We start from the raw sequence: 26,877 nt of genomic DNA, 5'->3' as shown, positions 1-26,877 counted from the left end.
GTCAAGCGCTTGCATCACGGTTGCGTCACGCCGGGCGGGTCTCCGGCGAGGGTTACGCTGAGACTATGAGCGGGATGCGCGGCATGGCTGCGGCCGGTGGCGGCGGCGGTCGCGGGCGTGTCAGCGGCGGGGATGCGGAGGCGCAGCGGGCGATTAACGCCGAGGCTCCGAAGATCCCGCATCTGTTCCGGCGCATCCTCTCGCTGTTCGCCTCGCACCGCATGGCCATCGTCTTCACGATGGTGCTCGTGCTGATCGGCGCCGCGCTGTCGGTGGTTCCCCCGCTGCTCACCGAGCGGGCGTTCGACGACGGGCTGTTCCCGCCCGGCGGGCCGAACATCCCGGTGCTCGTGGAGATCGTCGTCTTCATGCTGATCGTGTACGTCGCGTCGGCGCTGCTGGGCGTCTGGCAGACGTATCTGACGGCATCCGTCGGCAACAAGGTGATGGGTGCACTGCGCGTCCGGCTGTTCGCTCATCTGCAGTCGATGGAGCTCAGCTTCTTCACGCACACGAAGACCGGCATCATCCAGTCGCGGCTGCAGAACGATGTCGGCGGCGTCGCCAGCGTCCTCACCAACACGATCTCGAGCATCCTCGGCAACACTGTGACGGTCATCGCGGCCCTCGTCGCGATGCTCCTGCTGAACTGGCAGCTGACCATCGTCGCGGTGGTGCTCATGCCGATCCTGGTGATCGCGCAGCGCCGGGTCGGCCAGGTCCGTGCGCGCATCGCGACGAAGACGCAGGAGTCGCTGTCGGACATGACGGCGATCACGCAGGAGACGCTGAGCGTCTCGGGCATCCTGCTGTCGAAGAGCTTCAACCGGCAGAGCACCGAGGTCGGTCGCTATTCCGCCGAGAACGAGAACCAGATCCGCCTCCAGGTGTCGCAGGCGATGAGCGGCCAGTGGTTCTTCGCGATGGTCAACATCTTCCTGTCGTCGATCCCCGCCATCGTCTACCTGGTGTCCGGGTGGCTGATCGTGGGCGGGGCGACGGACATCTCGGCCGGCACGATCGTCGCGTTCACCACCGTGCAGGCGCGCCTGCTGTTCCCGCTGCTGGCGCTGATGCGCGTGGCGCTCGACCTGCAGACGTCGGGCGCGCTGTTCGCCCGCATCTTCGAGTACCTCGACCTGAAGCCGGCGATCGCCGACCGTCCGGACGCCGTGCCCGTCGACCCGGCCGACGACCTCGGGAGGATCGAGTTCGACCACGTGGTGTTCCGCTACCCGGATGCGCGCGAGGGCGAGAGCAACACCCTCGACGATGTGTCGTTCGTCATCGAGCCCGGTGAGTTCGCGGCGTTCGTCGGCCCGAGCGGCGCGGGCAAGACCACGGTCTCGTACCTGATCCCGCGGTTCTACGACGCGACCAGCGGCACCATCCGCTTCGGCGAAACGGATGTGCGTGACCTGCAGCAGGACTCGCTGGTCTCGCACATCGGCGTGGTGAGCCAGGAGACCTACCTGTTCCACGCGACCATCGCCGAGAACCTGCGCTACGCCCGGCCGGATGCGACGCAGGAGCAGCTGGAGGATGCGGCGAAGCGCGCGAACATCCACGACACGATCGCCCGATTCCCCGACGGCTACGCGACGATCGTGGGGGAGCGCGGCTACCGGCTCTCGGGCGGCGAGAAGCAGCGCATCGCGATCGCGCGCGTGCTGCTGAAGGACCCGGAGGTGCTCATCCTCGACGAGGCGACGAGTGCGCTCGACACCATCTCGGAGCGGGTGGTGCAGCAGGCGCTCGACACCGCATCCAGCGGGCGCACCACCATCGCCATCGCGCACCGGCTGTCGACCATCGTCTCGGCGGACGTCATCTTCGTGATCGACCACGGGCAGGTCGTCGAGCGCGGGACGCACCGCGAGCTGCTGGAACTCGGCGGGGTGTACTCGCGCCTGTACCGCGAACAGACCGAAAGCGCCGTCCTCGAGGACTAGCGTCCCATCCATCCGACGAAAGGGTCTCCCGTGCCGACGATCACCGAACTGCTGTCCGCCAACCTGCGCGAGGTCTTCGGCAACCGGGACGCCGTCTCCCGCCGCGCCGCGATCGAGCGCACGTACACCGAGGACGTCGTGTTCGCCGACCCCGAGGGCGAGGTGACCGGATGGGATGCGCTCGAGGCGAAGGCAGCAGGCCTGCTCGAGGGCGCCCCGGCCTCGTTCGCGTTCGCCGACGCCGGCCCGGTCTACCTCGGACGGGACACGGGAGCGCTCGCCTGGACGTTCGGCCCGGAAGGCGCACCCGTCGCCCGCGGCGTCGACGTGATCGAGGTGCGCGACGGGCGCATCGCCACGCTCCGCACCCTCCTCGCCTGACCGCAATCCGCCCCTCCGCCCCACCGTCGAGTCCACGAACTTTGCACGTTCTGGGGCCGTTCGGCGTGCAAAAAGTGCGGACTCGACGGTGGAGGGATTGTGAGAGTTAGACTGGGCTAACTTTTCGGGTAGGCGGGGTGAGGGATGAGCGTTCGGGTCGAGGAGCGGGCGCCGCGCGCCGCGCCGGCGCGGCTGTTGCTGCTGCTCGGGCCGGCCTTCGTCGCAGCCATCGCCTACGTCGACCCGGGCAACGTCGCCGCGAACCTGACGGCCGGGGCGCGGTACGGCTACCTGCTCGTCTGGGTGCTCGTCGCGGCGAACGCGATCGCCGTGTTCGTGCAGTACCAGTCGGCGAAGCTCGGCATCGTCACGGGCCGCAGCCTTCCCGAACTCCTGGGCGAGCGGCTCGGCACCGGCACGCGCCGCGCCTACTGGGTGCAGGCAGAGCTGGTGGCCGCCGCCACCGACATCGCCGAGGTCATCGGCGGCGCCATCGCCCTGAACCTCCTGTTCGGACTGCCTCTCCCGCTCGGCGGCGTCATCGTCGGGATCGTCGCCATCGGCATTCTCGCCATCCAGTCGCGCCGCGGTCAGCGACCCTTCGAGGCCGTCATCCTCGGGCTGCTCGCCGTGATCGCCATCGGCTTCCTGGCCGGCTTGTTCGTGAGCCCGGTCGACTGGCAGGCGGCGGTCGGCGGGCTCGTCCCGCGCTTCGACGGCGCTCAGACCGTCTTGCTGGCGGCGAGCATGCTGGGCGCGACGGTCATGCCGCACGCGATCTACCTGCACTCGGCCCTGGCCCGCGACCGGCACGGCACCACCGCCGACCCCGGCCGCATCCGTCGGCTGCTGCACGCCACCCGAGTGGATGTGGTGCTCGCGCTCGTGCTCGCCGGCGCCGTCAACATCGCCATGCTGCTCGTCGCGGCGTCCGCCCTGCGCGGCGTCGACGGGACGGACACCATCGAGGGCGCCTACGACGCGATCTCCTCCGCCCTCGGCCCGGCGATCGGCGTGATCTTCGCCGTCGGCCTGCTCGCCTCCGGCCTCGCCTCCACCTCAGTCGGAAGTTACGCCGGCGCGACGATCATGGGCGGACTGCTGAAGCTGCGCGTGCCGCTCCTCGTCCGCCGGATCGTGACGCTGATCCCCGCGGTGATCATCCTCGCCGTGGGCGTCGACCCCACCTGGGCCCTGGTGCTGTCGCAGGTGTTCCTCAGCCTCGGCATCCCGTTCGCCATGATCCCGCTGCTGCGGTTGACCGGCTCGCGGGCCGTGATGGGCGTGTCGGCCGACCGGCTGTGGGTGCGCCTCCTGGGCGGTGTCGTCGCGGGCCTCGTCGTGCTCCTGAACCTCGCCCTGGTGGTGCTCACCATCGCGGGAGCGTAGCCGCGTCGGCAGGCGCTCAGCCCTGCGCGGCCACCCAGACGGCCGCCGCGGCCGTCGCCCCGAGCACGATGTGCTGCTCGTCGACCGTCACCGCGACATCGCCCGCGAAGGCGCGGTGCTCCTCCACGCTGAGCACGGTGTCGAGTCCGATGCCCCGCTCTCCGAGGTAGCGGAGCACCGCCGGGTCGGCGTCCGAAATGCGTGCGACACTCAGGGGCGTTCCGGTCTCCGCGTCCAGCAGGGGGACGGCGTCCGGGCGGCGCGGTGTGCCGTCCGCGGTCGGGATCGGGTCTCCGTGCGGATCGCGGGCCGGGAAGCCGAGGCGCCGATCCAGGCGCTCGACCAGTTCGTCCGAGACGGCATGCTCCAGCACCTCGGCCTCGTCGTGCACCTCGTCCCAGCCGTAGCCGAGCTCCTCCACGAGGAACGTCTCGATCAGCCGGTGCCTCCGCACCATGGCGACCGCGTGCCGGCGCCCGGCGTCCGTCAGCTCGACGCCGCCGTACCGCTCGTGGGCGACAAGCCCCTGCTCGGCGAGCCGGCGGACGCCGTCCGACACGGTCGCTGCGCGCACGCCCATCCGCTCGGAGAGCTGCTTGACCGTCACCGGGTCATCCGACCATTCGGTCGCCGACCAGATGATCTTCAGGTAGTCCTGTGCGACGGACGACAGGTCGGACACGGGCATGAGCCGATTCTAGGGCGGGCGTCACACTCTGCCAGCGGTGCATCCGCGCTGTTAAGGTGGGTCGGGTGAAGTACGCAGAGACCATCATCGACTTGGTCGGCGACACCCCGCTCGTGAAGCTCAACAGGCTGACCGAGGGGATCGCGGCGACGGTGCTCGTCAAACTCGAGTACCTGAACCCCGGAGGTTCGTCGAAGGACCGCATCGCCTCCCGCATCATCGACGCTGCGGAGCGCGACGGGCTGTTGAAGCCCGGCGGCACCATCGTGGAACCGACGAGCGGCAACACCGGAGTCGGGCTCGCCCTGGTCGCGCAGCAGCGCGGCTACCGGTGCGTGTTCGTGCTCCCCGACAAGGTGGGCGAGGACAAGATCAACGTCCTCACCGCCTATGGAGCGGAGGTGGTGGTGACGCCGACATCCGTGCCGCCGGACCATCCCGACTCCTATTACTCCGTCTCCGACCGCCTGACGGCCGAGATCCCGGGCGCGTTCAAGCCCAACCAGTACTTCAACCCGAACGGTCCGCGCAGCCACTACGAGACCACCGGTCCGGAGATCTGGCGCGACACCGACGGCCGCATCACGCATCTCGTCGCCGGTGTGGGCACCGGTGGCACGATCAGCGGCACCGGGCGGTACCTCAAGGAGGTTTCCGAGGGGCGCGTCCGCATCGTCGGCGCCGACCCGGAAGGGTCCGTCTACTCCGGCGGCACCGGGCGGCCCTACCTCGTCGAGGGCGTCGGCGAGGACTTCTGGCCGGGCGCCTACGACCCCAGTGTGGTCGATGAGGTGATCGCGGTCAGCGATGCCGAGGCGTTCCGCATGACCCGGCGCCTCGCTCGTGAGGAGGGCATCCTCGTGGGCGGGTCGAGCGGAATGGCCGTCGAGGCGGCCCTGCGCGCGGCGAAGGACCTCGGCCCGGACGACGTGGTCGTCGTCATCCTGCCCGACGGGGGCCGAGGCTATCTCGCCAAGATCTTCAACGATCGGTGGATGCAGTCCTACGGTTTCAGCGAGGTGCCCGACGAGTCCACGGTGCACGACATCATCAAGACGAAGAGCGGCGCCCTGCCGGACCTGGTGCACACGCACCCGTCTGAGACGGTGCGAGACGCCATCCAGACGATGAACACCTACGGCGTCTCGCAGCTCGTGGTCCTCACCGCCGAACCGCCCGTCGTCATGGGCGAGGTCGCCGGCGCGCTCGACGAGCGTTCGCTGGTGGACGCGGTCTTCAGCGGGCACGCCGAGATGAGCGACTCCGTCGGCACCCACCTCGGGGAGCCGCTCGAGCTCATCGGCGTCAACGAGCCGGTCTCGGCCGCTCGCGCGGCGCTGGCCACGACGAACGCCCTGCTGGTGACCGACGGCGGCAAGCCCGTCGCGGTGCTGACCCGGCAGGACCTGCTCAACTACTTCAGCGACTGACCCGCACCGGGCCGACTCACACAGGAATCGAGACAATGACACACGGCTTCGCCACGCGCGCCATCCACGAGGGTCAGGAGTTCGACCCGACCACCGGCGCGATCATCCCGCCGATCTACCAGACCTCGACGTTCGTGCAGGACGGCATCGGCGGGCTCCGCAACGGCTACGAGTACGGTCGCGCCGGCAACCCGACGCGCACCTCCCTCGAGACGCTGCTCGCCTCGCTGGAGGGCGGCGTCCGCGCCCTGTCGTTCGCCTCCGGGCTGGCCGCAGAGGACGCGCTGCTCCGTGCTGCGCTCCGCCCGGGCGACCACGTGGTGCTCGGCAACGACGCATACGGCGGCACCCACCGGCTGATCGACCGCATCCACAGCGAGTGGGGCATCCGCAACACGACCGTCGACCTCGCCGATCTGGATGCCGTCCGCACCGCGCTCGGGACGGACAGCACGCGCATGCTCTGGATTGAGACGCCGAGCAACCCGCTGATGAAGATCAGCGACATCGCGGCGCTCGTTGAGCTCGGTCACGCCGTCGGCGCGGTCGTCGTCGTCGACAACACCTTCGCGTCGCCCGCCCTGCAGCAGCCGCTGTCGTTCGGCGCCGATGTCGTCGTCCACTCGACCACCAAGTATCTGGGCGGCCACTCCGACGTCATCGGGGGCGCCCTGATCTTCGCCGACGAGGAGCTCGCGCAGAAGGCGCAGTTCATCCAGTTCGCCGCGGGGGCCGTGTCGTCGCCGATGGATGCGTGGCTCACCACGCGCGGCATCAAGACGCTGCAGGTACGCGTGCGGCAGCACAGTGCCAACGCGCAGGCGATCGCGGAGTCGCTCGTCGGCCACGGGGGCGTCGAGGCGGTCTACTACCCGGGCCTGCCGACGCACCCCGGCCACGAGCTCGCGGCACGCCAGATGAGCGGATTCGGCGGCATGCTGTCTGTCGCGCTGGCCGGCGGAGCAGCGGCAGCGCGCCGGTTCGCGGAGTCGACGCAGGTGTTCCAGCTGGCGGAGTCCCTCGGCGGCGTGGAGTCGCTGATCGGGTACCCGTCCGAGATGACGCATGCCTCGGTGCGCGGGACCGCGCTCGAGGTGCCCGACAACATCGTGCGCCTCTCCGTGGGCATCGAGGACGTCGACGACCTGCTAGCGGACGTGGAGCAGGCGCTCGGTCGCTAGGCCCGGCGTCAGCGGTCGCGGCTAACCTCGGGCGCATGGATCAACGCATCAGTCTCGTGACGCTCGGGGTGGCCGACCTGGCGAGGAGCCGGGCCTTCTACGAGGGAGGGCTCGGCTGGACGCCGGCCGATGCTCCCGAGGGCGTCGTCTTCTATCAGCTCCCCGGGATGGCGTTCGCGCTGTTCGGCCGGGATGAGCTGGCCGAGGACGCCCGGCGTCCGGTCGACGGGACGTTCAGCGGCATCACGCTCGCGTGCAACCAGCGGTCGGAGGAGGACGTCGACCGCGTCTTCGCGCAGGCCGAGGCGGCCGGTGCCCGCATCCTGAAACCCGCCGAGCGTGCGTTCTGGGGCGGCTACTCGGGGTACTTCGCTGATCCGGACGGCCACGTCTGGGAGGTCGCGTACAACCCGGGATGGACGCTGGCGGAGGACGGCACGCTCACGGTCGGTTGAGGGCCTCGCGTGCGACCGCCAGCCGATCGGACAGGGGCGCCAGCCGCGCTTTCGTGAGGTTCTCGCGGGCGATCCAGCGGGCGTCGCCGTCCGTGGAGGTGGCGAGGCGTTGCAGGAGCGCCACCCCGGCATCGGGGTCGGCCGCAGCGACCACGCTGACGGCATAGCCGAGGGCCTTCCGGAGCACCCGGACGTCCGGGTCGCGGCGCCCGGAGGCCGGGACGGCGAGCAGCTCGTCGACCGCACGCTCGATAACGGAGGCAGCGTCCGCGGCGTGGCGTGGATCCTGCAGCAGCGACGGCTCGGCGACCGCGGCGACGGCCGCTCGCGCAGGGAGCGGGTCGAGCGGCAGCCACGCGCGCGCTGCCGCGAGGCCCCGATCCCAGTCCGCAGCGAGCACGCGTTGCAGGCCCGTTGCGGCGAGTTCGCGCACGCGCCAGCGGGGATCGGCGGTCGCGGCGTCGAGGAGCGTCAGCGCATCCGGATCCGGACCGGTGGCGAGGATCGCGCCGGCCGAGAGAGCGGCCACCGCGGCGAGGTATTCGCGATGCGCCTCGGGAAGGTCGGGGGCGGCGCCGGGGTCGTCGCTCAGCCACCGGCGGAGCACGCGGAGGGCATCTGCCCGGCGCTCGGGCGGCGTCGCGTGCGCGAGGTCCGCGACGCGGTGGGCGAGCTCGAGGTTGGCACGCGGTCCGGGTAGGCGGCTGCCCTCCGCGAGGTGGCGCTCCAGCGCATCCGTATCGCCGTCGAGTGCGCGCTGCCAGGAGGCGGCCGGTTCGGAATCCGCAGAAGCGGTCACGTCAGGGGTCCGGGGCATGCCCGGAGTCTAGAGGGGCGGCCTCAAGCGGGGGCGGTCCCGTCGCCGGTCCCGTCGCACACCGGGTACACGCGGGTGTCCCGTTCGAAGAACCGCGGGGGCGTCGTCGACGTGCGGATGAGGCCGGCCCGGTGGAAGGACCGCAGGTCGGCGAAGAGCCCCGGCAGGCGCATCCCGTGCAGCTCGTCCATGCTCATGCCCGGACGTTCCAGGAGGAGGGCCATCAGCCGCATCCGTGCGGCGGCGTCGCTGCGCTCGGTCAGCAGGACCGGATCGAAAGGGATCCGTGTCGCCGTGTCCCACATGGAGGCTCCTCGATCTCGCATCACTGCGCCGGCGATTCCTTGCGCCGCAGGGTCAGTTATAGGGCAAGGTCGGCATCCCCGCAATCCATGCACGCCACGATTCGCCGAATGGAGCAAATACACCGCAACGGATGTGCAACAGCCGCGAGAGATGGCCCGGCCGCCGACACCAACCGACGCACGGGACATTCACGGCGGATCGGGTATTGTCCGGTCGCCCGCACTCGCCGATAGTGGTCTCGTGAGGACTTTCGGGGTGGAGGAGGAACTCCTCCTGGTCGACGAGCGCGGGATGGCCACGCCGGTGGCTCCGTCCGTCCTAGCGGACGCTCCGCCGGTCGTCGACGGGCCGTCGGTGAGCGCGGAGTTCCAGCAGGAGATGATCGAGACGCAGACGCGTCCGCAACTCCAGACCAGCGAGCTGCTGCTCGACATCATCGGCGGCCGCGAGCTCGCCGACGGGCTCGCCCAACGTCACGGCGCCCGCGCCATCGCCGTCGCCATGTCGCCGATGCGGCTCCGCCCGCACGTCACCGATGATCCGCGCTACGCGAAGATGATCGAGCGATACGGGCTCACGGCCCGGGGCACCCTGGTCTGCGGCTTCCACGTGCACGTGGGGATCGACTCGCGGGAAGAGGGTGTGGCGGTGCTCGACCGCATCCGCACCTGGCTTCCGACCCTGCTCGCTCTGAGCGCGAACTCGCCGTTCTTCGGCGGAGCGGACACGGGTCACGCCAGCTATCGTTTCGCCGCGTGGCACCAGTGGCAGAGCGCGGGACCGACCGACGTGTTCGGCTCGGTGGAGGCCTACGACCGGTTCGAGCGCTTCCTGGTCGACACCGGCGTCATCCTCGACACCGGGATGCTGTACCTCGACGCGCGCGTCTCGCACAAGCAGCCGACGGTCGAGGTCCGCGTCGCCGATGTCTGCCTCGACGCCCGCGACGCCGCCGTCATCGCGGCCCTCGTCCGCGCCCTGGTCGACACGGCGGCGGCGGACTGGCAGGCCGGGGTGCCACCGGCAGCCGTCCCGTCGGCGGCACTGCGCCTCGCCGAGTGGCAGGCGGCACTCACCGGCGTTCGCGGCTCTCTGCCGCATCCCGTCACCTGGCGCGAGGTGCCGGCGGTCGAAGCCATCGACGCCCTGCTGTCGCACACCTCGGCCGCGCTCGAGGCGAACGGCGATCTGGTGCTCGTACGGCGCGGGCTCGCCCGCATCCTCACCACCGGCGGAGGCGCCGGTCGTCAGCGAACGGCGTTCGAGCGGCGAGGGCGGATGCGGGATGTCGTCGCGCTCGCCGTCTCGGCGACCCACGAGCAGTCGGAGGACGACGACCAGGTCGTCGCCTGACCTTCCGAGCCCCACACCGCCCACGGCGGCGGTGCGGTCGTTCACGCGCTGTCACGCGCCCTTCCGCCCGTGGGGGATCGCGCCTATTCTGCGGTCATGACGGAGAAGGAGCTCGCCCACCAGCACGCCGTCTACACCTACGGCTCGCTGCCGCTGACGCTCATGTACAGCCCCACCGCGACCGCGGCGTGGGAGGTGTACTACGGCGGCGAGTACCTCGGCCTGATCGAGGAGGTCCACGACACCGGCGAACTGTGGCCGGCGTTCGTCGCCCGCCTCCCCGGCGAGGAGGAGGACGGCGAGGGCATCCCCGCCCGTGACTGGCGGGTCGCCGTCGAGGTCCTGGCCGGGCAGGCGGGGCTCTAGCGCCCTGCGCTGTGCGCTGTGGTTCGCCGCGTCAGAACGCGAACTGCGACCACTCGTCGCGCGCGAGGGAAACCTGCTCACCGCGCGAGTCGACGATCCAGGAGTCGGATGTGCATCCCAGGTATGTGCAGAGCAGGGTCTCGCTGGACCACCCGTCCGCCGAGCGCACCCAGCGCACCAGATGCACGTCCTGACCGGGCTTCGGAACGTTCCCGATCGGTGATTCGAATGTCGTCACGCTGCACCCCTCCCCTCGGGCGGCCTGTCTGACCACGACCCTAGCGGGGTACACGACCGGGGGACAAGAGGTGCGGGTGGATCAGCTGCCGCTGTCGTCCTCGAGCGGATCGAACTCGTCGTGCTCCGGCTCGACGAAACCGTCGGCGTCGTATGGTCCTTCACCGCCGCCTTCGGCGATGGCGTCCGTGTCGACCGGTTCGCCCGACGGCGTCTCCGGCCAGTTCTCCTTGGCGTCGCTCATGGCGTCCCTCCCGGATCGCTGTCGCGTGGATGCTCTGAGCGCGATGGTAGACGGCTCTCGGGCTCCCGGGTAGGGCCGCAGGGAGGGCCGTCGGTCACTCGCCGGGTTCGCGGCCGGTGAGCCGGACCTCCTCCACATCCAGCCGCCGCTGAATGTCGCGCAACACGATGTCGTCGATCTCGCCCTCGTCCCGCAGCCGGACCACTTCCTCCCGCTTGCAGTGCAGCAGCGCCAGCCGGAGCTCGGTGTCCTGCCGGCTCCTCTCGGCAGCTTCCTCGCCGTCGCGCGACTCGTCCTCCACCTCCAGCAGTTCGAGGTGCTCTTCGAATTCGCCCTGGATGCGCTCGCTGATCTCCGGGTCGACGCCGAGTCTCTGAGCGAGCTGCGGGAGCTCGTCGAGGGCCGCGCGGGTCGCGCTGGTCTCGGCGAGCCGCAACTCGTGCCCGACCGACTCGTCGGAGGGGAGGCGGGCCCAGCGGACGACGGCCGGGAGCACGAGCCCCTGCCCGACGAGCGTCACGACGATCACGCCGGTGGTGACGAACACGATGAAGTCGCGGCCGGGGAAGGGGGAGCCGTTCTCCAGAGCCGTCGGCACCGCGAGGGCTGCGGCGAGGGAGACGGCGCCGCGGAAGCCGGAGAGCCCGCTCACGACGCGGGCGCGGTCGCTCATCCGCCGCTTCTTCTGCTGCGGGCGCCGATCGAGGAGCCGGATCAGGTACACCGTCCCGAAAAGGTAGGCGAAGCGGACGGCCACGATGACGGCAGTCACGGCGGCGATCGCGACCAGACCCATCCCGACGTCGACCGCCGCCAGTTCCATGGTCGACCGCGGCAACTCGATGCCGACGAGGACGAAGAGGCTCGCGTTGAGCAGGAAGGTCGTGAAGGTCCAGAAGGCGTCCGACTGCCTCCGCCCCTCGGCCACGCCGATGCGCGGACCGGCCTGGCTGATGATCAGCCCTGCCACCACCACGGCGAGCACACCGGAGGCGTGCACGAGCTCGGCCAGCAGGTACGCCACGAACGGGGTCAGCAGCATGGCGATGTTCTGCGTGACCGCATCCCGCAGCCGGCGCCGCGCGAGGATGGCGATCCAGGCGACCAGGGCGCCGATGATGCCTGCGCCGACGTAGGCGACGAGCAGGGTCAGCGAGACGGCGCCGACGCTGACATCGGTGTCGCCGACGGTGAACCCGACCGCGAGGGACCACAGCACGAGGGCCGTCCCGTCGTTGACGAGGCTCTCCGCGCGCAGGATCGTGACGTTGCGGCGGGGGAGCGAGCGCGTGAACGAGGTCATCGCCGTCGCGTCGGTCGGGGCGATCGCGGCGCCGAGCGTCCACGCCGCACCCCAGGGCAGGCCCATCGCATGCGCCAGCACCGCGACCGCGGCGGCGGTGACGACGACGAGGCCCGTGCTCATCAGGATGATGCCGCGCAGGTTGGAGCGGATCTCTCGCAGCGAGGTGGTCAGGCTCTCCCAGTAGAGGATCGCGGGGAGGAACAGGAACAGCACCACCTCCGGCGCGAGCTCGACATCGCGGAACAGGGGGATGAACCCGATCAGCACGCCGATGCCGACAAGAAGGAGCGGCTGGGCGATCCCCGTCTTCCGCGCGATCACCTTGGTCAGCAGGGTGGTGACGCCGATGACGACGACCAGTTCGAGTCCGAGCACTGGACCTCCTTCTGCCGCACATCCTCCCGCGGCGGGCGTCGCGCCGTAACCCTCGGCGGGCGGATGTGCAGGGCATAGGAACTCCGCAGAGAAGGCATTCACGGCTCATAGGAGTGCGAAAGGTCACAAGAATGTAACGACGCGAGGGTGTCGGGATGACGCACGAATCCTCTCCTCACCCGGCGCCCCTCCTGGCGCTCGACGTCGTCGTGCCGGTCTACAACGAGCAGGCGACGCTCGACACGTCCATCCGCCGGTTGCATGCCTACCTGAGCGCTGACGTGCGCTACAGCTGGCGCATCACCATCGCGGACAACGCGAGCACGGACGCCACGCCGGCGCTCGCCGATGCGCTGGCGGCCGACCTCCCGCACGTCGTCGCCGTGCATCTGCCGCTGAAGGGACGGGGTCGCGCCCTCAAAGCGGTGTGGGGCACGTCGCCCGCCGAGGTGCTCGTGTACCTCGACGAGGACCTCTCCACCGACCTCGCCGCGCTGCCGCCGCTCGTCGCGCCGCTGCTGTCCGGTCATTCGGATCTCGCGATCGGCACCCGGCTCGGGCGTTCCTCCCGGGTGGCGAGAGGCGGGAAGCGGGAGTTCATCTCGCGGAGCTACAACCTGCTGCTGAGGCGGGCCATGTCCGTCGGTTTCAGCGACGCCCAGTGCGGGTTCAAGGCGATCCGGCGGGATGTGGCCCAGCGGCTGCTGCCCCTCGTGGAGGACGACGGCTGGTTCTTCGACACCGAGCTGCTCATCCTCGCGGAGCGCGCCGGGCTGCGCATCCACGAGATCCCGGTCGACTGGGTCGACGACCCGGACAGCTCGGTCGACATCGTCCGGACGGCGACGGATGACCTGAAGGGGATGCTGCGGGTGGGCACGAACCTGGCCCGCGGTCGTATCCCGATCGAATCGGTGTACGCCGAGCTCGGCCGACGCCCGTTCGCGCCCCCGCATCCGCCCGGCTTCTTCGGACAGGTGCTGCGCTTCGGGATCGTCGGGGTCCTGTCGACCGCGGCCTACGCCCTGCTGTACCTCGTGCTGCAGAGTGCGTTGTCTGCGCAGGTCGCCAATCTGGCTGCGCTGCTCCTCACCGCGATCGCGAACACCTGGGCCAACCGGCGTTTCACGTTCGGCGTCGACGGGCCCGGGATGGTGAAGCACCAGTTCCAAGGGCTCGTCGTGTTCGGCATCGCGTGGGCGCTCACCAGCGGTTCGCTCGCCGTGCTCCACGCCGCGGTCCCGCATGCCTCAGCGCAGCTCCAGCTGCTCGTGCTGACGGCGGCGAACCTCGTGGCCACGCTGCTGCGCTTCGTACTGCTGCGGCTGTGGGTGTTCCGGCGACCGCGGGTGGGTGCGGCTCCCGTGCCGTCCACCACTTCCACTCCCACGCTCTCCCTCACCTCCACCGAAAGCGAGTGAACGCCATGTCCACCACTGCCACCACTGCCACCACTGCCACCACTGCCACGCCGTCCGTCGTCCCGGGTTCCGGAGCATCGCCGTCGGGAGCCGCCCCGGCGCATTCCCCGGGGCGTGTCCGCGCTGCCCTCCGCCGGATCGTCCGCGGGCGGGAGGGCGCCGCTCGCTGGGAGCGCCCCGCTCTGCTCGGTCTCCTTGCTGTGACCGCGCTGCTCTACCTCTGGGACCTCGCGGCGAGCGGTTACGCGAACTCCTTCTACTCCGCGGCCGTGCAGGCCGGGAGCGTGAACTGGGAGGCCTTCTTCTACGGGTCGAGTGATGCGGCGAACTCGATCACGGTGGACAAACCGCCCGCGAGCCTCTGGATCATGGCGCTGTCGGTCCGTCTGTTCGGGCTCAGCTCCTGGAGCATCCTTGTTCCGGAGGCGCTGATGGGCGTCGCCACGGTCGGTCTCGTCTATGCGACCGTGCGCCGGCGGTTCAGCGCGCGGACCGCCCTCCTCGCGGGCGGCGTGCTGGCCATCACTCCGGTCGCCGCGCTCATGTTCCGCTTCAACAACCCGGATGCACTGCTGGTGCTCCTGCTGACCTTCTCGGCGTACCTCACGTTGCGCGGCATCGAGAGCGGACGGGTGCGCTGGGTGGTGTGGGCCGGCATCGCGGTCGGGTTCGCGTTCCTGACGAAGCAGCTGCAGGCGTTCCTCATCCTCCCGGTCCTCGCCGGGGTCTATCTGGCCGCAGCGCCGCTGTCGTGGCGCAAGCGGTTCGGGCACCTCTTCGCCGCCCTCGGCGCCGTGGTCGTCTCCGCCGGCTGGTGGGTCGCCATCGTCGAACTCGTACCCGCCTCGCTGCGACCCTACATCGGCGGATCGCAGACCAACAGCTTCCTGGAGCTCACGTTCGGCTACAACGGCCTCGGGCGGCTCACGGGCGACGAGACGGGATCGGTCACCGGAGGCGGCGGGGGAGGGACCGGTGGCGGGATGTGGGGCCAGACCGGCATCCTCCGGCTGTTCGAGGACGAGGTCGGCGGTCAGATCGCCTGGCTCCTTCCCGCCGCGCTCGTGCTGTTCGCCGTGGCCCTCGTGCTCGGGCGCCGGATGGCCCGGACCGACGCGCGTCGGGCGACGTTGCTCGTCTTCGGCGGCTGGCTGCTCGTGACCGCCGTGGCGTTCAGCTTCATGGCGGGCATCTTCCACGCGTACTACACGGTCGCGCTCGCTCCGGCGCTCGCTGTGACGGCGGCGGTGGGCGCCTCCGCGCTCTGGCAGGCGCGCGAGCGGCTGTGGATCCGCATCGTCTCCGCGGTCGTCGTCCTCGGGACGGGGATCTGGGCCTGGGCGCTGCTCGACCGCGCAACGGACTGGCTGCCGTGGCTCAAGGTCGTCGTGCTCGTCGCCTCGCTCGTCGCGGCCGTGCTGCTCGTGCTCCCGCCGCGGCGGGCGCTCGCGGCCGCGACCATCGCGGTGACCCTGGTAGCAGCCCTTCTCGCGCCGCTTGCGTACACGATCCAGACGGTGACGACGGCCCACACCGGCTCCATCGTCACCGCCGGACCGGCCGTGACCGGAGGGATGGGCGGTCCGGGCGGTACCCGGGGCTTCGGGGGTGCCCCCGGTGGGGCGAACGGCGGTCCCGGCCGCTTCGGCGGCCAGGGGACTCCTCCGGGCGCGACCGGCACAGCGCCGGGCGGGACGGGAGCGACCGGCGGCACCGGAACTGCGACCGGCGGCGGGGGAGGAATGGGCTCGCTCCTGGGCTCGGGGACCGTCGGCTCCCAGCTCGCGGCGCTCCTGAAGGCGGACGCGTCGTCCTATACCTGGGCCGCCGCGGCCGTCGGCTCCAACTCGGCCGCCGGCTACCAGCTGGCGACTCAGGAGGCGGTCATGCCGATCGGAGGCTTCAACGGCTCCGACCCGTCGCCCACGCTCGCGCAGTTCCAGAAGTACGTTGCCGAGGGGCGCATCCACTACTTCATCGCGGGCGGCGTGGGCGGTCAGTCCAACGGCGGGAGCAGCGCGTCCAGCCGGATCGCGGCCTGGGTGGCCGACACGTTCACCGCGCAGACCGTCGACGGAGTGACGGTGTACGACCTCACGGAGTGACGCACCTGCTCGCATGTCGGGGGTCCGCGCCATCATGGGCACATGACGGAACGCGGGCCCTCGGCGACGAACGGCAGCACGACGCACGCCGGCGGTCCGGAGCCCGAGCTGCCCGATCCGCGAGTGCCCGCGCCGCCGCACGGGCGGCTCGGAGTGGCCGGCGGCACCGCGCTGTACATCGCGGCGGTGCTCGGCACCGGCATCCTGGTGCTTCCGGCGCTCGCCGCGGCAGCGGCCGGCCCTGGAGCGATCCTGGCGGTCGCGGCGCTCGCCCTGATCTCGGTGCCGCTGGCGAGCACCTTCGCCGCTCTCGCGCGACGGCACCCCGACGCGGGCGGTGTCGCCACCTTCGCGCGGCGCGCGTTCGGCCCGGACGCTGCTCGCGTGATCGGGTACTGGTTCTTCTTCGGCACGCCCATCGGGGCGCCGATCGCGGCGCTGATGACCGCCCGGTACGTGGTCGCGGTGATCGGCGGCGACGCACTCAGCACAACGCTGATCGCCGTCGGATTGATGGTGATCCCGGTCATCGTGACGGCCTTCGGCGTGCGGTTCGCGGCCTCGGTGCAGCTCGTGTTGTCCGGCGCGCTCGTCGCCGTGCTGATCTTCGTGCTGGCGGCGGCCGCGCCGCACGCCCGGGCGGAGAACCTCGAGCCTCTGCTCCCGCACGGCTGGGCGGGCGTGGGGCTGGCGATGAGCCTCTACATCTGGGCCTTCGCCGGGTGGGAGGCCGTCGCCGGGATCGGCGGCGAGTTCCGGAACCCGCGGCGCGACATCCCGCGGGCGACCGCGCTCGCCCTGGTCATCGTCTCGGTCGCGTACCTCGCCATCCAGGCCGTCACGGTCGTGGTGCTGGGCGGGAAGGCGGCGACGAGCGATGTCCCGCTGCTCGACCTCGTCCGGGTCGCCACCGGCGACGGAGGGGGCGTGGTGGTCGCCGTGATCGCCGCCATCGTCGTGACCGGCGTGTTCAACGCCTACCTCGCCGCCTTCAGCAAGCTCGGCGCCGCCATGGGCCGCGACGGCGACCTCCCCGCCTGGTTCGGCCAGGGCGTCGAGAACGGCGCGGTCGCCCGGCGCGGATTGCTGCTGTCGGCCGTCGTCATGGCCGCGTACTCGGTCGTCGTGCTGACGAGCGGCGACCTCCAGCCGTTCATCCTCGTCCACACGAGCATCGCGGCCGCGGTCTACGGGCTGGGAGTGGCGTCGGCGTTGCGGCTGCTCCCAGCGCGCTCGCTCGGCTGGTGGATGGCGCTGATCTCGTGCGTGCTCGCGGCCGGGCTGCTCGTGCTCGCCGGATGGCATCTGGTCTTCCCCGCGGTCGCGGCCGTCGTCGCGCTGGGGGTCGGTGCCGTCTCGCGCTCGCGCCGTCGGCGTTCCGGGCGGCCCGCTGGAGCCGATCCCGCATAATAGGGGCAGCCACGGCGCCGCCGTGTGCGTGGCGACGCCGGGAGGGGGTGCGGTGACGGAGCATCAGCGGGCCTCGAGTATGCGCGATGTGGCCGCACTCGCCGGTGTGTCGCACCAGACGGTCTCGCGCGTGATCAACGGTCATCCCAGTATCCGCGAGTCGACGCGGCAGAGAGTGCTGGCCGCCATGGACGAGCTGCACTACCGGCCGAACCGCGCCGCCCGCGCGCTGGTCACCGCCCGATCGCGCACGATCGGCATCCTCTCGACGTCCGCCGCGGCCCTCTACGGACCCGTGTCGAGCATCAACGCGATTCAGGACGCCGGACGCGCAGCCGGCTACTTCATCGCTGTCGCCCAGCTCGCCGATCTCCGGCCGGAGTCGATCGCCGCCGGCCTCGACCACCTCCTCGCGCAGTCGGTCGAAGGACTCATCGTCATCGCGCCGCAGGAGGTCGTGCTCCAGCAGCTCGAGACGGCGAATCTCGATGTGCCCTACGTCACGCTGCTGGGCGGTCCGGCGTCGGTGCAGCGAGAGCTCACTGTCGACCAGGTGGCCGGCGCCCGGGCCGCGACCCGGCATCTGATCGACCTCGGCCACCGGCGGATCGTCCACCTGTCGGGGCCGCTCGAATGGTTCGAGGCGCAGGCACGCGTCCACGGCTACCGGTCGGAGCTCGCCGCCGCCGGCCTCACTCCGATGCCGTCGCCAGAAGGCGACTGGACCGCGGAATCCGGCTACCGCCTCGGCCGCGAGGTGCTCGGCGACGCGGATGTGACGGCCGTGTTCACCTCCAATGACCAGATGGCGCTCGGCGTCTATCACGCGGCGCACGAGCTCGGTCGCCGGATCCCCGAAGACATGAGCGTCGTCGGCTTCGACGACATCGCCGAGGCCGCCCACTACTGGCCTCCGCTCACGACCGTGCTGCAGGACTTCACCCAGCTCGGCCGGCGCAGCGTCGAGAGCCTGGTGACCGAGATCGAGGGGGGAACGGAGCCGACGCCGGTGACCCTGCAGCCCGACCTCGTGGTCCGCGCATCCACCGCTCCTCCTGTGTCGGCCGGCTGACGCCACCGGAGTGGCCGGTCGGCCGGGCCGGCCCAGAGCGGGAGTCGGTGGCTCGGCCTAGGCTGGAGCCCATGAGCTCGCGCGACCTGGATTCGGAGACCGCGGCCCCCGCAACGTCCGATGTCGCGCAGGCCGGGGGTGTGCTGAGCTCGCCGTTCCGCTGGACGAGCATCGGGATGTGCCTCCTGATCACGCTCGCGGCCTTCGAAGCCCTCGCCGTGACCACGATCATGCCGACCGTCAGCCGCGAGCTCGACGGCGCCTCGCTCTACGCGTTCGCCTTCGCGGGTCCTCTCGCCGTCGGCGTCGTCGGGATGGTGGCTGCGGGCGCGTGGACGGACCGCGGCAACCCGCGGTCCGCGCTGATCGCCTCCGTCGTCCTCTTCGCGGCGGGTCTCCTCACCGCCGGGCTGGCTCCGACGATGGGGGTGTTCGTCACCGGCCGGCTCATCCACGGTCTGGGCGGCGGAGCGCTCACGGTCGTTCTCTACGTCATCGTGGCGCGGGTGTATCCGCCACGGCTGCATCCCCGGATCTTCGCGGGGTTCGCCGCCGCGTGGGTCATCCCGTCGCTGATCGGTCCCTTCATCGCGGGCGTGCTGAGCGAGACCGTCGGCTGGCGCTGGGTGTTCCTCGGCGTGGTCGCGCTGACCGCCCTGGCCATGCTGATGGTGGTGCCGGTGATGCGCGGCGTGCGCCGCGCCCCCGACGAGCCGGGGCCATTCCCGGTCGGACGCATCCTGTGGTCGCTGCTGCTCGCCGCGGCGGTGCTCGCCCTCACCCTCGCCGCCGAGGCGTCGGGCCCTGTGCAGTGGATCGTGCCGGTGCTCGCCGCCGCGGTCGCGGCCGTCGCGATCCGTCCGCTGGTTCCGCGGGGCACGCTCGTCGCACTCCGCGGTCTGCCGAGCGTGATCCTGATGCGCGCCATCGTCGCAGCGACCTTCTTCGCCTCCGAGGTGTACGTACCGCTCATCATGGTGACCGAGTACGGGCTCTCCGCCGCGATCGCGGGTCTCGCCCTGACCGCGGCCGGCCTCAGCTGGTCGGCGGCCTCGTGGGCGCAGGGCCGCTTCCCCGGCATCGGCAACCGTCTGGCCGCACGCCTCGGCGCCACCGGGCTGACTTTCGCCCTCGCGTCCCTCATCGCCACGGCGGTCTGGCATTTGGATCCCTGGGTCGTGGTCATCGGCTGGGCATTCGCCGGCGCAGGCATGGGCTTCGTCTACCCGCGCCTCGGCGTCCTCACTCTGCACTATTCGACGCCCGCCGACCAGGGCTTCAACAGCTCGGCCTTGACGATCGCCGACTCCACCGGCTCCGCGGTCGCGCTGGCCGCGACGGCGGTCGTCTTCGCGGCCCTCCGCGGCCTCGGCGGCGGCGTTCCGTTCGTCGGGGCGTTCGCGGTGACGGCGGTGCTCTGCGGCCTCGCGTGGGTCGTCGGCTCGCGACTCGTGCGTCGCTGACGCGGCAGTCTCGAGGGCGGACATTTCGCCGCGCCCGGTATGCGCATTCCCAGGCGGTGGCGGAGCCGGTACTGTTGCCGTGTGGGTGAGGCGAAGAGCGAGGCGGCCCCCCGACGTCCCGTCACTCTGACCGACGTCGCGCGGCGGGCCGGCGTCTCGCAGCCGACCGCGTCCCGGGTGCTCAACGGTAGCGCGCGGACCGTCGCAGACAGCTACCGGCGGCGGGTGCTCGATGCCGCCCGAGAGCTGGGTTACACGCCCAACCTGGCCGCACAGGTGATCGCGCGCGGCACCTCCCGGACGATCGCCCTGGTGATCAGCGGGATCTCGGACCCGTACTTCTCGGCCATGGCCTCCGAGCTCATGAAGCAGGCGGCGGAGTTCGGGATGCGCGTCTCGATCGCCGTGACCGACCGCCGGGTGGACCGCGAGCTGGAGCTGGTGCGCGAATTGCGCGGACAGCAGCCGCAGGCGATCGTGCTGGCGGGCACCGGGTACGTCGATCCGCCCAACGGGGACGAGCTGGTCGCCGAGCTGCGCCGCTTCGAGGAGACCGGCGGCCGGGTCGTGCTGATCAGCCGGACCGACCTGCCCTTCGAGACCGTCACGTTCGACAACCGCGAGGGCGCACGCGAGCTCGCCGCGGAGCTCACGACGCTCGGCTACCGGCGCGCCCTCGTGCTCGGAAGCGCCACCCCGCTTCTCTCCATGCAGCAGCGCGTCGACGGATTCGTCGAAGGGTTCGACGGGGACGCGGCCGTCGCCTATCCGGAGTTCTCGTGGGAGGGAGCCCGCGAGCACATCCGGTCGCTGCCGGATGACGAGCTCGCGCGCATCCAGCTCGTCTTCGCGATCACCGACGACATGGCGCTCGGGGCGATCGCCGGGTTGCGCGACCGCGGGCGGCGCATCCCGCAGGACGTCGCGGTCGCCGGGTTCGACGACATCACTACGCTCCGCGACGTCGTGCCCGCCCTCACCACCGTCCACGTGCCGCTCGACCAGGTCGCCGACGAGACGGTCCGCCGCGCCCTCGACGGGGATGCGGGGGGCCGCACGGTCCCGGCGCACCCCGTGATCCGGGCATCGACCCCGCCCGTGCGGCGGTAGGCCCGGCGGTGGCGGCCGGTAGGTTGGGGCTGTGAGCGAGAACGCCCCCACCCTGTCCGACGTCGCCGCGCATGCCGGCGTCTCGCTGGCGACCGCGTCCCGCGCGCTGAACGGCAGCACGCGCAAGGTCAACGCGACGCTGCAGGAGCGTGTGCTCGCTTCGGCGCGCGAGCTCGGGTACAGCCCCAACGTCCAGGCGCAGGCGGTCGCCCGGGGCACGAGCAACGTCGTCGCGCTCGTGGTGGGCGACATCGCGGACCCCTACTTCGCCTCCATCGCCTCCGGTGTCGTACGGGTGGCGGACGAGCGCGGCCTCATCGTCACGATCACCGCGACCGGACCGTACGCTGGCCACGCGTCGGTCGCGCGCGAGCAGGCAGCGCTGGCGGCTCTCCGCGGGCAGCGCCCGCGCGCGGTGGTGCTCGCCGGCAGCCGCGTCGTGCGGCCGGACGATCAGGACACCGCCGCAGCGCCGGACGACCCGCTCGCAGGCGCCCGTGCGAACGTGGCCGTCGTCGGCGGGGGAGCGCCGGAGCATCGCACCGTCGCCGTCGACAACCACGGCGGGGCGGCGGCGCTCGCTCGCGAGCTGCTGGCGCTCGGCTACAGCGACTTCGCCGTCATCGCCGGCCCCGAAGAACTCGTCACGGTGCGCGACCGTGTCGACGGTTTCCGGTCGGTCGTGCCGTCGGCGTCCATCGCCCACGCCGAGTTCTCGCGCGCGGGAGGGCGGGAGGCGATGGCCGAACTGCTCCGCTCGGGTGCGCTCCCCGAATGCGTCTTCGCAGTGAGCGATGTCATGGCGATCGGCGTGATGGCGGCTCTGCGTGAAGCCGGCATCGCACCCGGCGAGGAGGTCGCGGTGGCGGGATTCGATGACATCCCGCTCGTCGCCGATGTCACTCCCGCCCTCACCTCGGTGTCGCTTCCGCTGGCCGAGATCGGAGCCCGTGCGCTCGAGCTCGCGCTCGCGGACGAACCGGGCGGGCCGGACGGAGAGCGTGCGCCGGTCAGCGCCGAGGTGCGCGTGCGCGCATCCACCCCTCGGCGCTGACGAGGACGGGCCTCAGAGCTTGACGCCGCCGGAGATGAGGTCGATCTTCCAGTAGCGCTGCAGCGACAGGAACAGGATGGCCAGCGGCACGATGGACACGAGCACGCCCGCGATCACGATCGAGTACTGCGCCGCCTGGCCGCCGGTGATGATCATGAGGCCGTACAGCCCGAGAGTCAGCGGGTAGAGCTGGTCGTTGTTGATCATCACGAAGGGCAGGAGGAAGTTGTTCCAGATCCCGATGAACTGCAGCAGGAAGACCGTCACGAGTGCGGGCATCATCAGCCGCGATCCGACCGACCAGAAGATGCGCCACTCGCTGCCGCCATCGATCCTGGCGGCCTCCATGATCTCGTCGGGAACCGACGCCTCTGCGTAGATCTTGCACAGGTAGATCGCGAACGGCGACACCAGCTGGGGGAGGATGACGGACGCGTAGGTGTTCGTCATCCCGAACTTCGCCAGCAGCAGGAACTGCGGGATGGCGAGCATGATCTGGGGGAGCAGCACGGCCGCGACGATGAGCCGGAAGATCCACTTCGACCCGGTGAACGTGTACTTGCCGAGGGCGTACCCGGCCGCCCCCGCGATGACGGTGGACAGCACGCCGCCGCCGATCGCGTAGATCACCGAGTTGAGCGCCCAGCGTCCGAAGATGCCGTTGTTGTAGGTGAACAGCGCCTGCATGTTGGTCCAGAAGCCGCCGGTGAAGGACGGCACGAACGACGGGGTCGAGAACAGCTCGTCGTTGGTCTTCGTGGAGGCGATGAGGATCCACAGCACCGGCAGGACGCAGTACAGCGCGCCGACGATGAGGATGAGGGTGGGGACGATCCGCAGACCAGAGCGCGTCCGCAGCGGCGGTCGCGGGTCGGATCGCCGCGCCGCCGTCGTCGGCGGCCCGTCGGGGGTGCGTACGGTCGCGGTGGTCATCGGGTCTCCCTCCGGGCGAAGCGCCGGCCGATCACGTTGACGATCACCGTTGCGGCGACGGTCATGAGGATGAGGATGAACGAGGTGGCAGCGCCCTCGTAGATGCTGTTGTTGACGAACGCGTCGGTGTAGACGCGCATGAGCGGCACCCAGGTGGACGAGATGGCGTTCGCCAGCGGCTTCAGGGTCGTCGGCTCGTTGAACAGCTGCAGGGCGCCGATGACGGAGAACAGGGCGACCATGGTGATGGCCGGGGCGATCAGCGGCAGCTTGATGCGCAGAGCGACCTGCAGCTCGCTGGCGCCGTCGAGCTCCGCCGCTTCGAACAGCTCCTTGGGGAGGCTGCGCACCGCGGTGTAGATGATCACCATGTTGAAGCCCACGACGCCCCACACCGCGACGTTCGCGACCGAGAAGAAGATCCCGGTGCTGCCGAAGTAGTCGATGAAGCGGCCGCCGATCGGGCTGGTCGCCGGGAGGTACATGAAGCCCCAGAGCAGCGACGCGACGACGCCGGGAACCGCATAGGGGAGGAAGATCGCCAGTCGGGTGACGCCGACCAGCCGGGCGCGCTTGGCATCGAGGCAGAGCGCGAAGAGGGTGGCCAGCACGATGGTGAGCGGCACGCCGATGAGGGCGATCAGCAGCATCCGTCCGAGGCTGGCCCAGAACTCCGGGTCGGTGAGGGTCGTCACGTAGTTGGCGAAGCCCGCGAAGACCTCGGTCGGATCGCCGCCGCCGAGGAGTCCGCCGCCCACCTTCAGCTGCAGGAAGCTGAGGATCACCGCGTACACGCCGGGCGCGACGGTGAACAGCAGCAGCAGGATGACGGCGGGCGCGACGAGCAATACGGGCAGAAGCGTGCGTCTGCGGCGGGGTCTCCGTGCGGTGCCGGCTCCGATGACGGCCATGGGCGGGTCTCCAGTTCGGTGGGTGCGGGCGGTGGAAACGGGCGGTGGATGCGGTGGGGTTTCAGCGGGGACGACGTGGGGGTCGCCGCCCCCGCCGGGGGAAGCACGGTCAGCCCGTGACCTTGAACCCGATCTTCTTCATGTCGGACACCGTGCTCGACTGCATCTTGTCGAGAGCCGCGGCGAGCGGCGTCTTGTTCTGCAGTGCGTCGCCGAAGGCGTTCGAGTAGGAGTCGAACGTGACGTTCGCGTTCGGTCCCCAGATGTCGAAGGTGCGGACGCCCTTCGCCAGCGTGCCCATGAGGGTGTAGTAGTCCGGCTGGTTCGACATGAACGGCGGCGGCGTCTGAAGCTCCGGAGCCGTCTGGTTCGAGAGGCTGGCGGGGAAGACCTGCACGTTCTTGATCAGCGAGGCGACGCCCTCCTTGGAGGAGTTCATCCACTTCACGAACTTCGCGGCCTCTGCCGTGTGCTTCGAGTTGGCCGTCACGGCCTCGGTCTCGCCGCCCCAGATGCCGACGGTGTCGTCCCCGGCCGTCCAGGCGGGGAGAGGAGCCGCGACCCACTTGCCCGCGGTGTCCTTGGCGATCGACGGCAGCTGGTTGGGCGCCCACTGCGCGCTGACCCAGCCCACGAGGGTGCCGTTGTTCATGTCGGTGTTCCACTGGGCGGACCAGTTCGGCTCCGGGCTGACGACGCCCTGGTTGACGAGCCCGCTCCAGTAGTCGGCGACCTTCTTGGAGGCGGCGTCGTTGATGCCGACCGTCCACGTGTCGCCGGAGGCCTTCCACCAGTCGGCTCCCGCCTGCTGGGCGAGTCCGGCGAACCAGCCGGGGTCGGCGGCGGTGAAGTTGCCGATGTACTTGGACGGGTCGGCGGCGTGGATCTTCGCGGCATCCGCGGCGTACTCGTCCCAGGTCTTGGGCGCCGTGAGGCCGAGCGAGTCCCAGATGTCCTTGCGGTAGAAGAACACCATCGGGCAGACGTTCTGCGGCACTCCGTAGGTCTTGCCCTCGAACTGGACCTGCGCGAGCGTCGACTTCGAGAAGTCGCCGGAGAGGTCCCCGACGTACTTGTCGATCGGGACGACGACCTTGTTGGCGATCAGGGCGGGGAGCGCCTGGTACTCCACCTCGGTGACGTCCGGGTTCGTGCCGGCCTTGTTGTTGGTGATCAGCTTGTTGTACAGCGTGTAGCCGGTGCCGGACGGCTTGGTCAGCTTGACCTGGATGTCCGGGTTGGCCTTGTTCCACTCATCGACGACGGCCTGCATGCCGCCGTCCCAGTTGACGTAGGACAGGGTGACCTTGCCGCCCGGTGACGACGAGGTCCCGCCGCCCGAGCTCGAGCAGCCGGTCAGGACCGTGGCCGCGGCGGCGGCCACGCCGACCACCGCTCCGATGGTCCTCAGCGTTGACTTCCTCACTGTGTGCATCTCCTTCGATGATTCGTGGTGCGTTCTCGTGGTGCGTCAGGTGGGTTCAGCCCTCGGCCCATGCGGGGTAGCGCACGGGGGTGGTCTGGATGCCGATCCACTGCCGATGGGTGAAGCCGGCGAGCTGTCCCTCGCCGCCATGGCGGGCGTACCCGTCGTTGACATGGACCTCGTTGCTCTTCACCTGTTCTGCGAACGCGAGTCCGCGCATCGGGTCGCCGGTGAAGACGGAGTTCATGAGCGTGCGGTGCCTGTTGACGAGGGCGAGTGCCTCCGCCTCACTGTCGACGACGGTGATCGGCATCACCGGGCCGAAGATCTCCTCCGTGAACACCGGCATGTCGGGGGTGACGCCGGTGAGGACGGTGGGCTGGTAGAAGAGGCCGTCGTGATCGCCGCCGACGGCCACGGTGGCGCCGGCCGCGATGGACGGCCGGACCAGGCCATCGGCGAAGCGGCGCAGCTGGGTCTCGCTGATGATCGGGCCGAGGTCGACGTCGTCGCGCAGCGGGTCGCCCACGCGGAGGGCGCGCACGCGCTCGACGACGGCGTCGGAGTATGCCGCCGCGACATCCCGGTGGACGATGTGGCGCCCGGCGGTGATGCAGGTCTGACCCTGGTACCAGAGCGACGACCACACGGCGCAGCTGGCGGCCTGGTCGATGTCGGCGTCGTCGAGCACGACGAAGGCGTTGTCGCCGCCGAGCTCGGTGGCGACGGGCCGGAAGGATCGCGCGGCGAAGTTGGCGATCTGGTGGCCGACCTCGAACGATCCGGTGAAGTGGATGAGGTCGAGGTCCGGGTGCTCGCTGAGCGTGCGGCCCGTGGTCGGCCCGTCGCCCGGGACGACCGCGAACACGCCGGCCGGGACGCCGGCCGCGAGCGCCGCCTCCGCGAGGATCTGGCCTCCGGCGATCGGGGTCAGCTCGGCGGGCTTGAGCACGACGGCGTTGCCGTACGCCAGCCCGGGGGCGAGCGCGCGCATGGCGAGGCTCATCGGGTAGTTCCAGGGGACGATCAGGCCGATGACGCCGAGGGGGACGGCGCGCGAGAGCGAGAGCTTTCCCGACTTGTACGGAGGGAGGATGCTCCCCGCGTTCTCGGTGAGCTGGGTGGCGGAGTTCTCGAGCTGCGTGATCGCCTGCCCGAGCTCCTCCTCCGCCTTCTCGAGCGTTCCGCCGGTCTCGCGGATGAGCAGGGTCAGGAGCTCGTCGCGCCGGTTCTCGAGCTCCGCGGCGAACCGGCGGATGATCGCGGAACGCGTGTTCGCGTCCACCCGCGCCCAGGCGGGCTGCGCGTGGCGGGCCGCGGCCAACGCGCGGTCGACCTGTGCGGGGGAGGCGTTGCCGTAGCTGCCGAACGGCACGCCGGCCGCTTTGTCGAGCACGGGGATGCCGTCGCCGGCCTCCGGTCGCTCGAATCGGCCGTCGATGAACACCTGGACGTCGTAGTCGCGGAGCTCGCGCATGGGGGATGCCTCCTG

The 26,877-nt window shown here is 70.7% G+C and carries 25 protein-coding genes; 15 read left to right on the top strand and 10 right to left on the bottom strand.

The genetic code is table 11. From position 1 onward, the window contains the following. Nucleotides 1–65: 65 nt before the first annotated feature. From ACF1AJ_RS09685 to ACF1AJ_RS09675, 3 genes are all read left to right on the top strand, one after another. Nucleotides 66–1,952, top strand: a complete 1,887-nt coding sequence (locus tag ACF1AJ_RS09685) for an ABC transporter ATP-binding protein (RefSeq protein ID WP_391507125.1) — start codon at nt 66–68, stop codon at nt 1,950–1,952. Between the two features lie 30 nt (nt 1,953–1,982). Continuing rightward, nucleotides 1,983–2,333 carry a nuclear transport factor 2 family protein gene (locus ACF1AJ_RS09680; protein WP_391507124.1) on the top strand — a complete coding sequence of 117 codons (351 nt, stop codon included), beginning with the start codon at nt 1,983–1,985 and terminating at the stop codon, nt 2,331–2,333. 144 nt (nt 2,334–2,477) lie between these two features. Further along, complete coding sequence (locus ACF1AJ_RS09675; protein ID WP_391507123.1) at nt 2,478–3,722, top strand: Nramp family divalent metal transporter; 1,245 nt, start codon at nt 2,478–2,480, stop codon at nt 3,720–3,722. A gap of 16 nt (nt 3,723–3,738) precedes the next feature. Here the strand turns inward: ACF1AJ_RS09675 and ACF1AJ_RS09670 are convergent, their stop codons facing one another. Next, nucleotides 3,739–4,410 (bottom strand): metal-dependent transcriptional regulator, encoded by a 672-nt coding sequence (locus ACF1AJ_RS09670; RefSeq protein WP_391507122.1) that lies wholly within the window; start codon nt 4,408–4,410, stop codon nt 3,739–3,741. Nucleotides 4,411–4,475: 65 nt separating this feature from the next. On the opposite strand from ACF1AJ_RS09670, the gene ACF1AJ_RS09665 reads away from it, so the two are divergent. The 3 genes from ACF1AJ_RS09665 to ACF1AJ_RS09655 are packed head-to-tail and all read left to right on the top strand — an operon-like array spanning nt 4,476 to nt 7,476. Beyond that, entirely contained in the window at nt 4,476–5,840 is a 1,365-nt protein-coding gene (locus ACF1AJ_RS09665; protein ID WP_391507121.1) for a cystathionine beta-synthase, read from the top strand. Nucleotides 5,841–5,875: 35 nt separating this feature from the next. After that, complete coding sequence (locus ACF1AJ_RS09660; protein WP_391507120.1) at nt 5,876–7,021, top strand: cystathionine gamma-synthase; 1,146 nt, start codon at nt 5,876–5,878, stop codon at nt 7,019–7,021. A gap of 35 nt (nt 7,022–7,056) precedes the next feature. Beyond that, complete coding sequence (locus ACF1AJ_RS09655) at nt 7,057–7,476, top strand: VOC family protein (protein ID WP_391507119.1); 420 nt, start codon at nt 7,057–7,059, stop codon at nt 7,474–7,476. Here ACF1AJ_RS09655 and ACF1AJ_RS09650 read toward each other — a convergent pair. Together ACF1AJ_RS09650 and ACF1AJ_RS09645 are read right to left on the bottom strand one after the other, a co-directional pair. Next, complete coding sequence (locus tag ACF1AJ_RS09650; RefSeq protein WP_391507118.1) at nt 7,463–8,293, bottom strand: hypothetical protein; 831 nt, start codon at nt 8,291–8,293, stop codon at nt 7,463–7,465. The two genes, ACF1AJ_RS09655 and ACF1AJ_RS09650, sit on opposite strands and share 14 nt — an antisense overlap. Nucleotides 8,294–8,316: 23 nt before the next feature. Beyond that, nucleotides 8,317–8,598: a hypothetical protein gene (locus ACF1AJ_RS09645; RefSeq protein ID WP_391507117.1), complete on the bottom strand. Its 282-nt coding sequence runs from the start codon at nt 8,596–8,598 to the stop codon at nt 8,317–8,319. 241 nt (nt 8,599–8,839) lie between these two features. On the opposite strand from ACF1AJ_RS09645, the gene ACF1AJ_RS09640 reads away from it, so the two are divergent. After that, entirely contained in the window at nt 8,840–9,952 is a 1,113-nt protein-coding gene (locus ACF1AJ_RS09640) for a glutamate--cysteine ligase (RefSeq protein WP_391507116.1), read from the top strand. A 96-nt stretch (nt 9,953–10,048) separates the two neighbouring features. Then, on the top strand, nt 10,049–10,318 hold the full coding sequence (locus ACF1AJ_RS09635) for a hypothetical protein (protein WP_018189821.1): 270 nt from the start codon (nt 10,049–10,051) through the stop codon (nt 10,316–10,318). A 31-nt stretch (nt 10,319–10,349) separates the two neighbouring features. Here the strand turns inward: ACF1AJ_RS09635 and ACF1AJ_RS09630 are convergent, their stop codons facing one another. From ACF1AJ_RS09630 to ACF1AJ_RS09620, 3 genes are all read right to left on the bottom strand, one after another. Then, on the bottom strand, nt 10,350–10,556 hold the full coding sequence (locus ACF1AJ_RS09630) for a hypothetical protein (RefSeq protein ID WP_018189822.1): 207 nt from the start codon (nt 10,554–10,556) through the stop codon (nt 10,350–10,352). Between the two features lie 81 nt (nt 10,557–10,637). Beyond that, complete coding sequence (locus tag ACF1AJ_RS09625; protein WP_391507115.1) at nt 10,638–10,799, bottom strand: hypothetical protein; 162 nt, start codon at nt 10,797–10,799, stop codon at nt 10,638–10,640. A 94-nt stretch (nt 10,800–10,893) separates the two neighbouring features. Then, on the bottom strand, nt 10,894–12,480 hold the full coding sequence (locus tag ACF1AJ_RS09620) for a Na+/H+ antiporter (RefSeq protein WP_391507114.1): 1,587 nt from the start codon (nt 12,478–12,480) through the stop codon (nt 10,894–10,896). Between the two features lie 155 nt (nt 12,481–12,635). On the opposite strand from ACF1AJ_RS09620, the gene ACF1AJ_RS09615 reads away from it, so the two are divergent. From ACF1AJ_RS09615 to ACF1AJ_RS09585, 7 genes are all read left to right on the top strand, one after another. Next, nucleotides 12,636–13,901, top strand: a complete 1,266-nt coding sequence (locus ACF1AJ_RS09615; RefSeq protein ID WP_391507113.1) for a glycosyltransferase — start codon at nt 12,636–12,638, stop codon at nt 13,899–13,901. A 5-nt stretch (nt 13,902–13,906) separates the two neighbouring features. After that, a complete protein-coding gene (locus ACF1AJ_RS09610) occupies nt 13,907–16,006 on the top strand; it encodes an ArnT family glycosyltransferase (RefSeq protein WP_391507112.1) in 2,100 nt (699 codons plus the stop codon). Nucleotides 16,007–16,048: 42 nt separating this feature from the next. Next, complete coding sequence (locus ACF1AJ_RS09605; RefSeq protein WP_391507111.1) at nt 16,049–17,416, top strand: APC family permease; 1,368 nt, start codon at nt 16,049–16,051, stop codon at nt 17,414–17,416. 52 nt (nt 17,417–17,468) lie between these two features. Continuing rightward, a complete protein-coding gene (locus tag ACF1AJ_RS09600) occupies nt 17,469–18,488 on the top strand; it encodes a LacI family DNA-binding transcriptional regulator (RefSeq protein WP_391507110.1) in 1,020 nt (339 codons plus the stop codon). Between the two features lie 71 nt (nt 18,489–18,559). Then, nucleotides 18,560–19,951: an MFS transporter gene (locus ACF1AJ_RS09595; protein ID WP_391507109.1), complete on the top strand. Its 1,392-nt coding sequence runs from the start codon at nt 18,560–18,562 to the stop codon at nt 19,949–19,951. A gap of 81 nt (nt 19,952–20,032) precedes the next feature. Further along, nucleotides 20,033–21,061: a LacI family DNA-binding transcriptional regulator gene (locus ACF1AJ_RS09590; protein WP_391507108.1), complete on the top strand. Its 1,029-nt coding sequence runs from the start codon at nt 20,033–20,035 to the stop codon at nt 21,059–21,061. Between the two features lie 31 nt (nt 21,062–21,092). Then, nucleotides 21,093–22,115 carry a LacI family DNA-binding transcriptional regulator gene (locus ACF1AJ_RS09585; protein ID WP_391507107.1) on the top strand — a complete coding sequence of 341 codons (1,023 nt, stop codon included), beginning with the start codon at nt 21,093–21,095 and terminating at the stop codon, nt 22,113–22,115. Nucleotides 22,116–22,127: 12 nt separating this feature from the next. Here ACF1AJ_RS09585 and ACF1AJ_RS09580 read toward each other — a convergent pair whose 3' ends face one another. The 4 genes from ACF1AJ_RS09580 to ACF1AJ_RS09565 all read right to left on the bottom strand — a co-directional run bounded on the left by ACF1AJ_RS09580 (nt 22,128) and on the right by ACF1AJ_RS09565 (nt 26,862). Continuing rightward, nucleotides 22,128–23,048 carry a carbohydrate ABC transporter permease gene (locus ACF1AJ_RS09580; protein WP_018189862.1) on the bottom strand — a complete coding sequence of 307 codons (921 nt, stop codon included), beginning with the start codon at nt 23,046–23,048 and terminating at the stop codon, nt 22,128–22,130. After that, a complete protein-coding gene (locus tag ACF1AJ_RS09575; protein WP_391507106.1) occupies nt 23,045–23,959 on the bottom strand; it encodes a carbohydrate ABC transporter permease in 915 nt (304 codons plus the stop codon). Before ACF1AJ_RS09575 ends, ACF1AJ_RS09580 begins: the two co-directional genes overlap by 4 nt. A gap of 109 nt (nt 23,960–24,068) precedes the next feature. After that, on the bottom strand, nt 24,069–25,385 hold the full coding sequence (locus ACF1AJ_RS09570) for an extracellular solute-binding protein (RefSeq protein ID WP_391507105.1): 1,317 nt from the start codon (nt 25,383–25,385) through the stop codon (nt 24,069–24,071). Between the two features lie 55 nt (nt 25,386–25,440). Then, nucleotides 25,441–26,862, bottom strand: coding sequence for an aldehyde dehydrogenase family protein (locus tag ACF1AJ_RS09565; protein WP_391507104.1), 1,422 nt, complete (start codon nt 26,860–26,862; stop codon nt 25,441–25,443). Nucleotides 26,863–26,877: the final 15 nt, after the last annotated feature.

Origin of the sequence: Leifsonia sp. NPDC014704 (genome assembly GCF_043083605.1) — a bacterium.
GTDB lineage: Bacteria > Actinomycetota > Actinomycetes > Actinomycetales > Microbacteriaceae > Leifsonia.
Note: the sequence above shows the minus strand (reverse complement) of the source record. Positions and strands in the feature narration are given on the sequence as shown.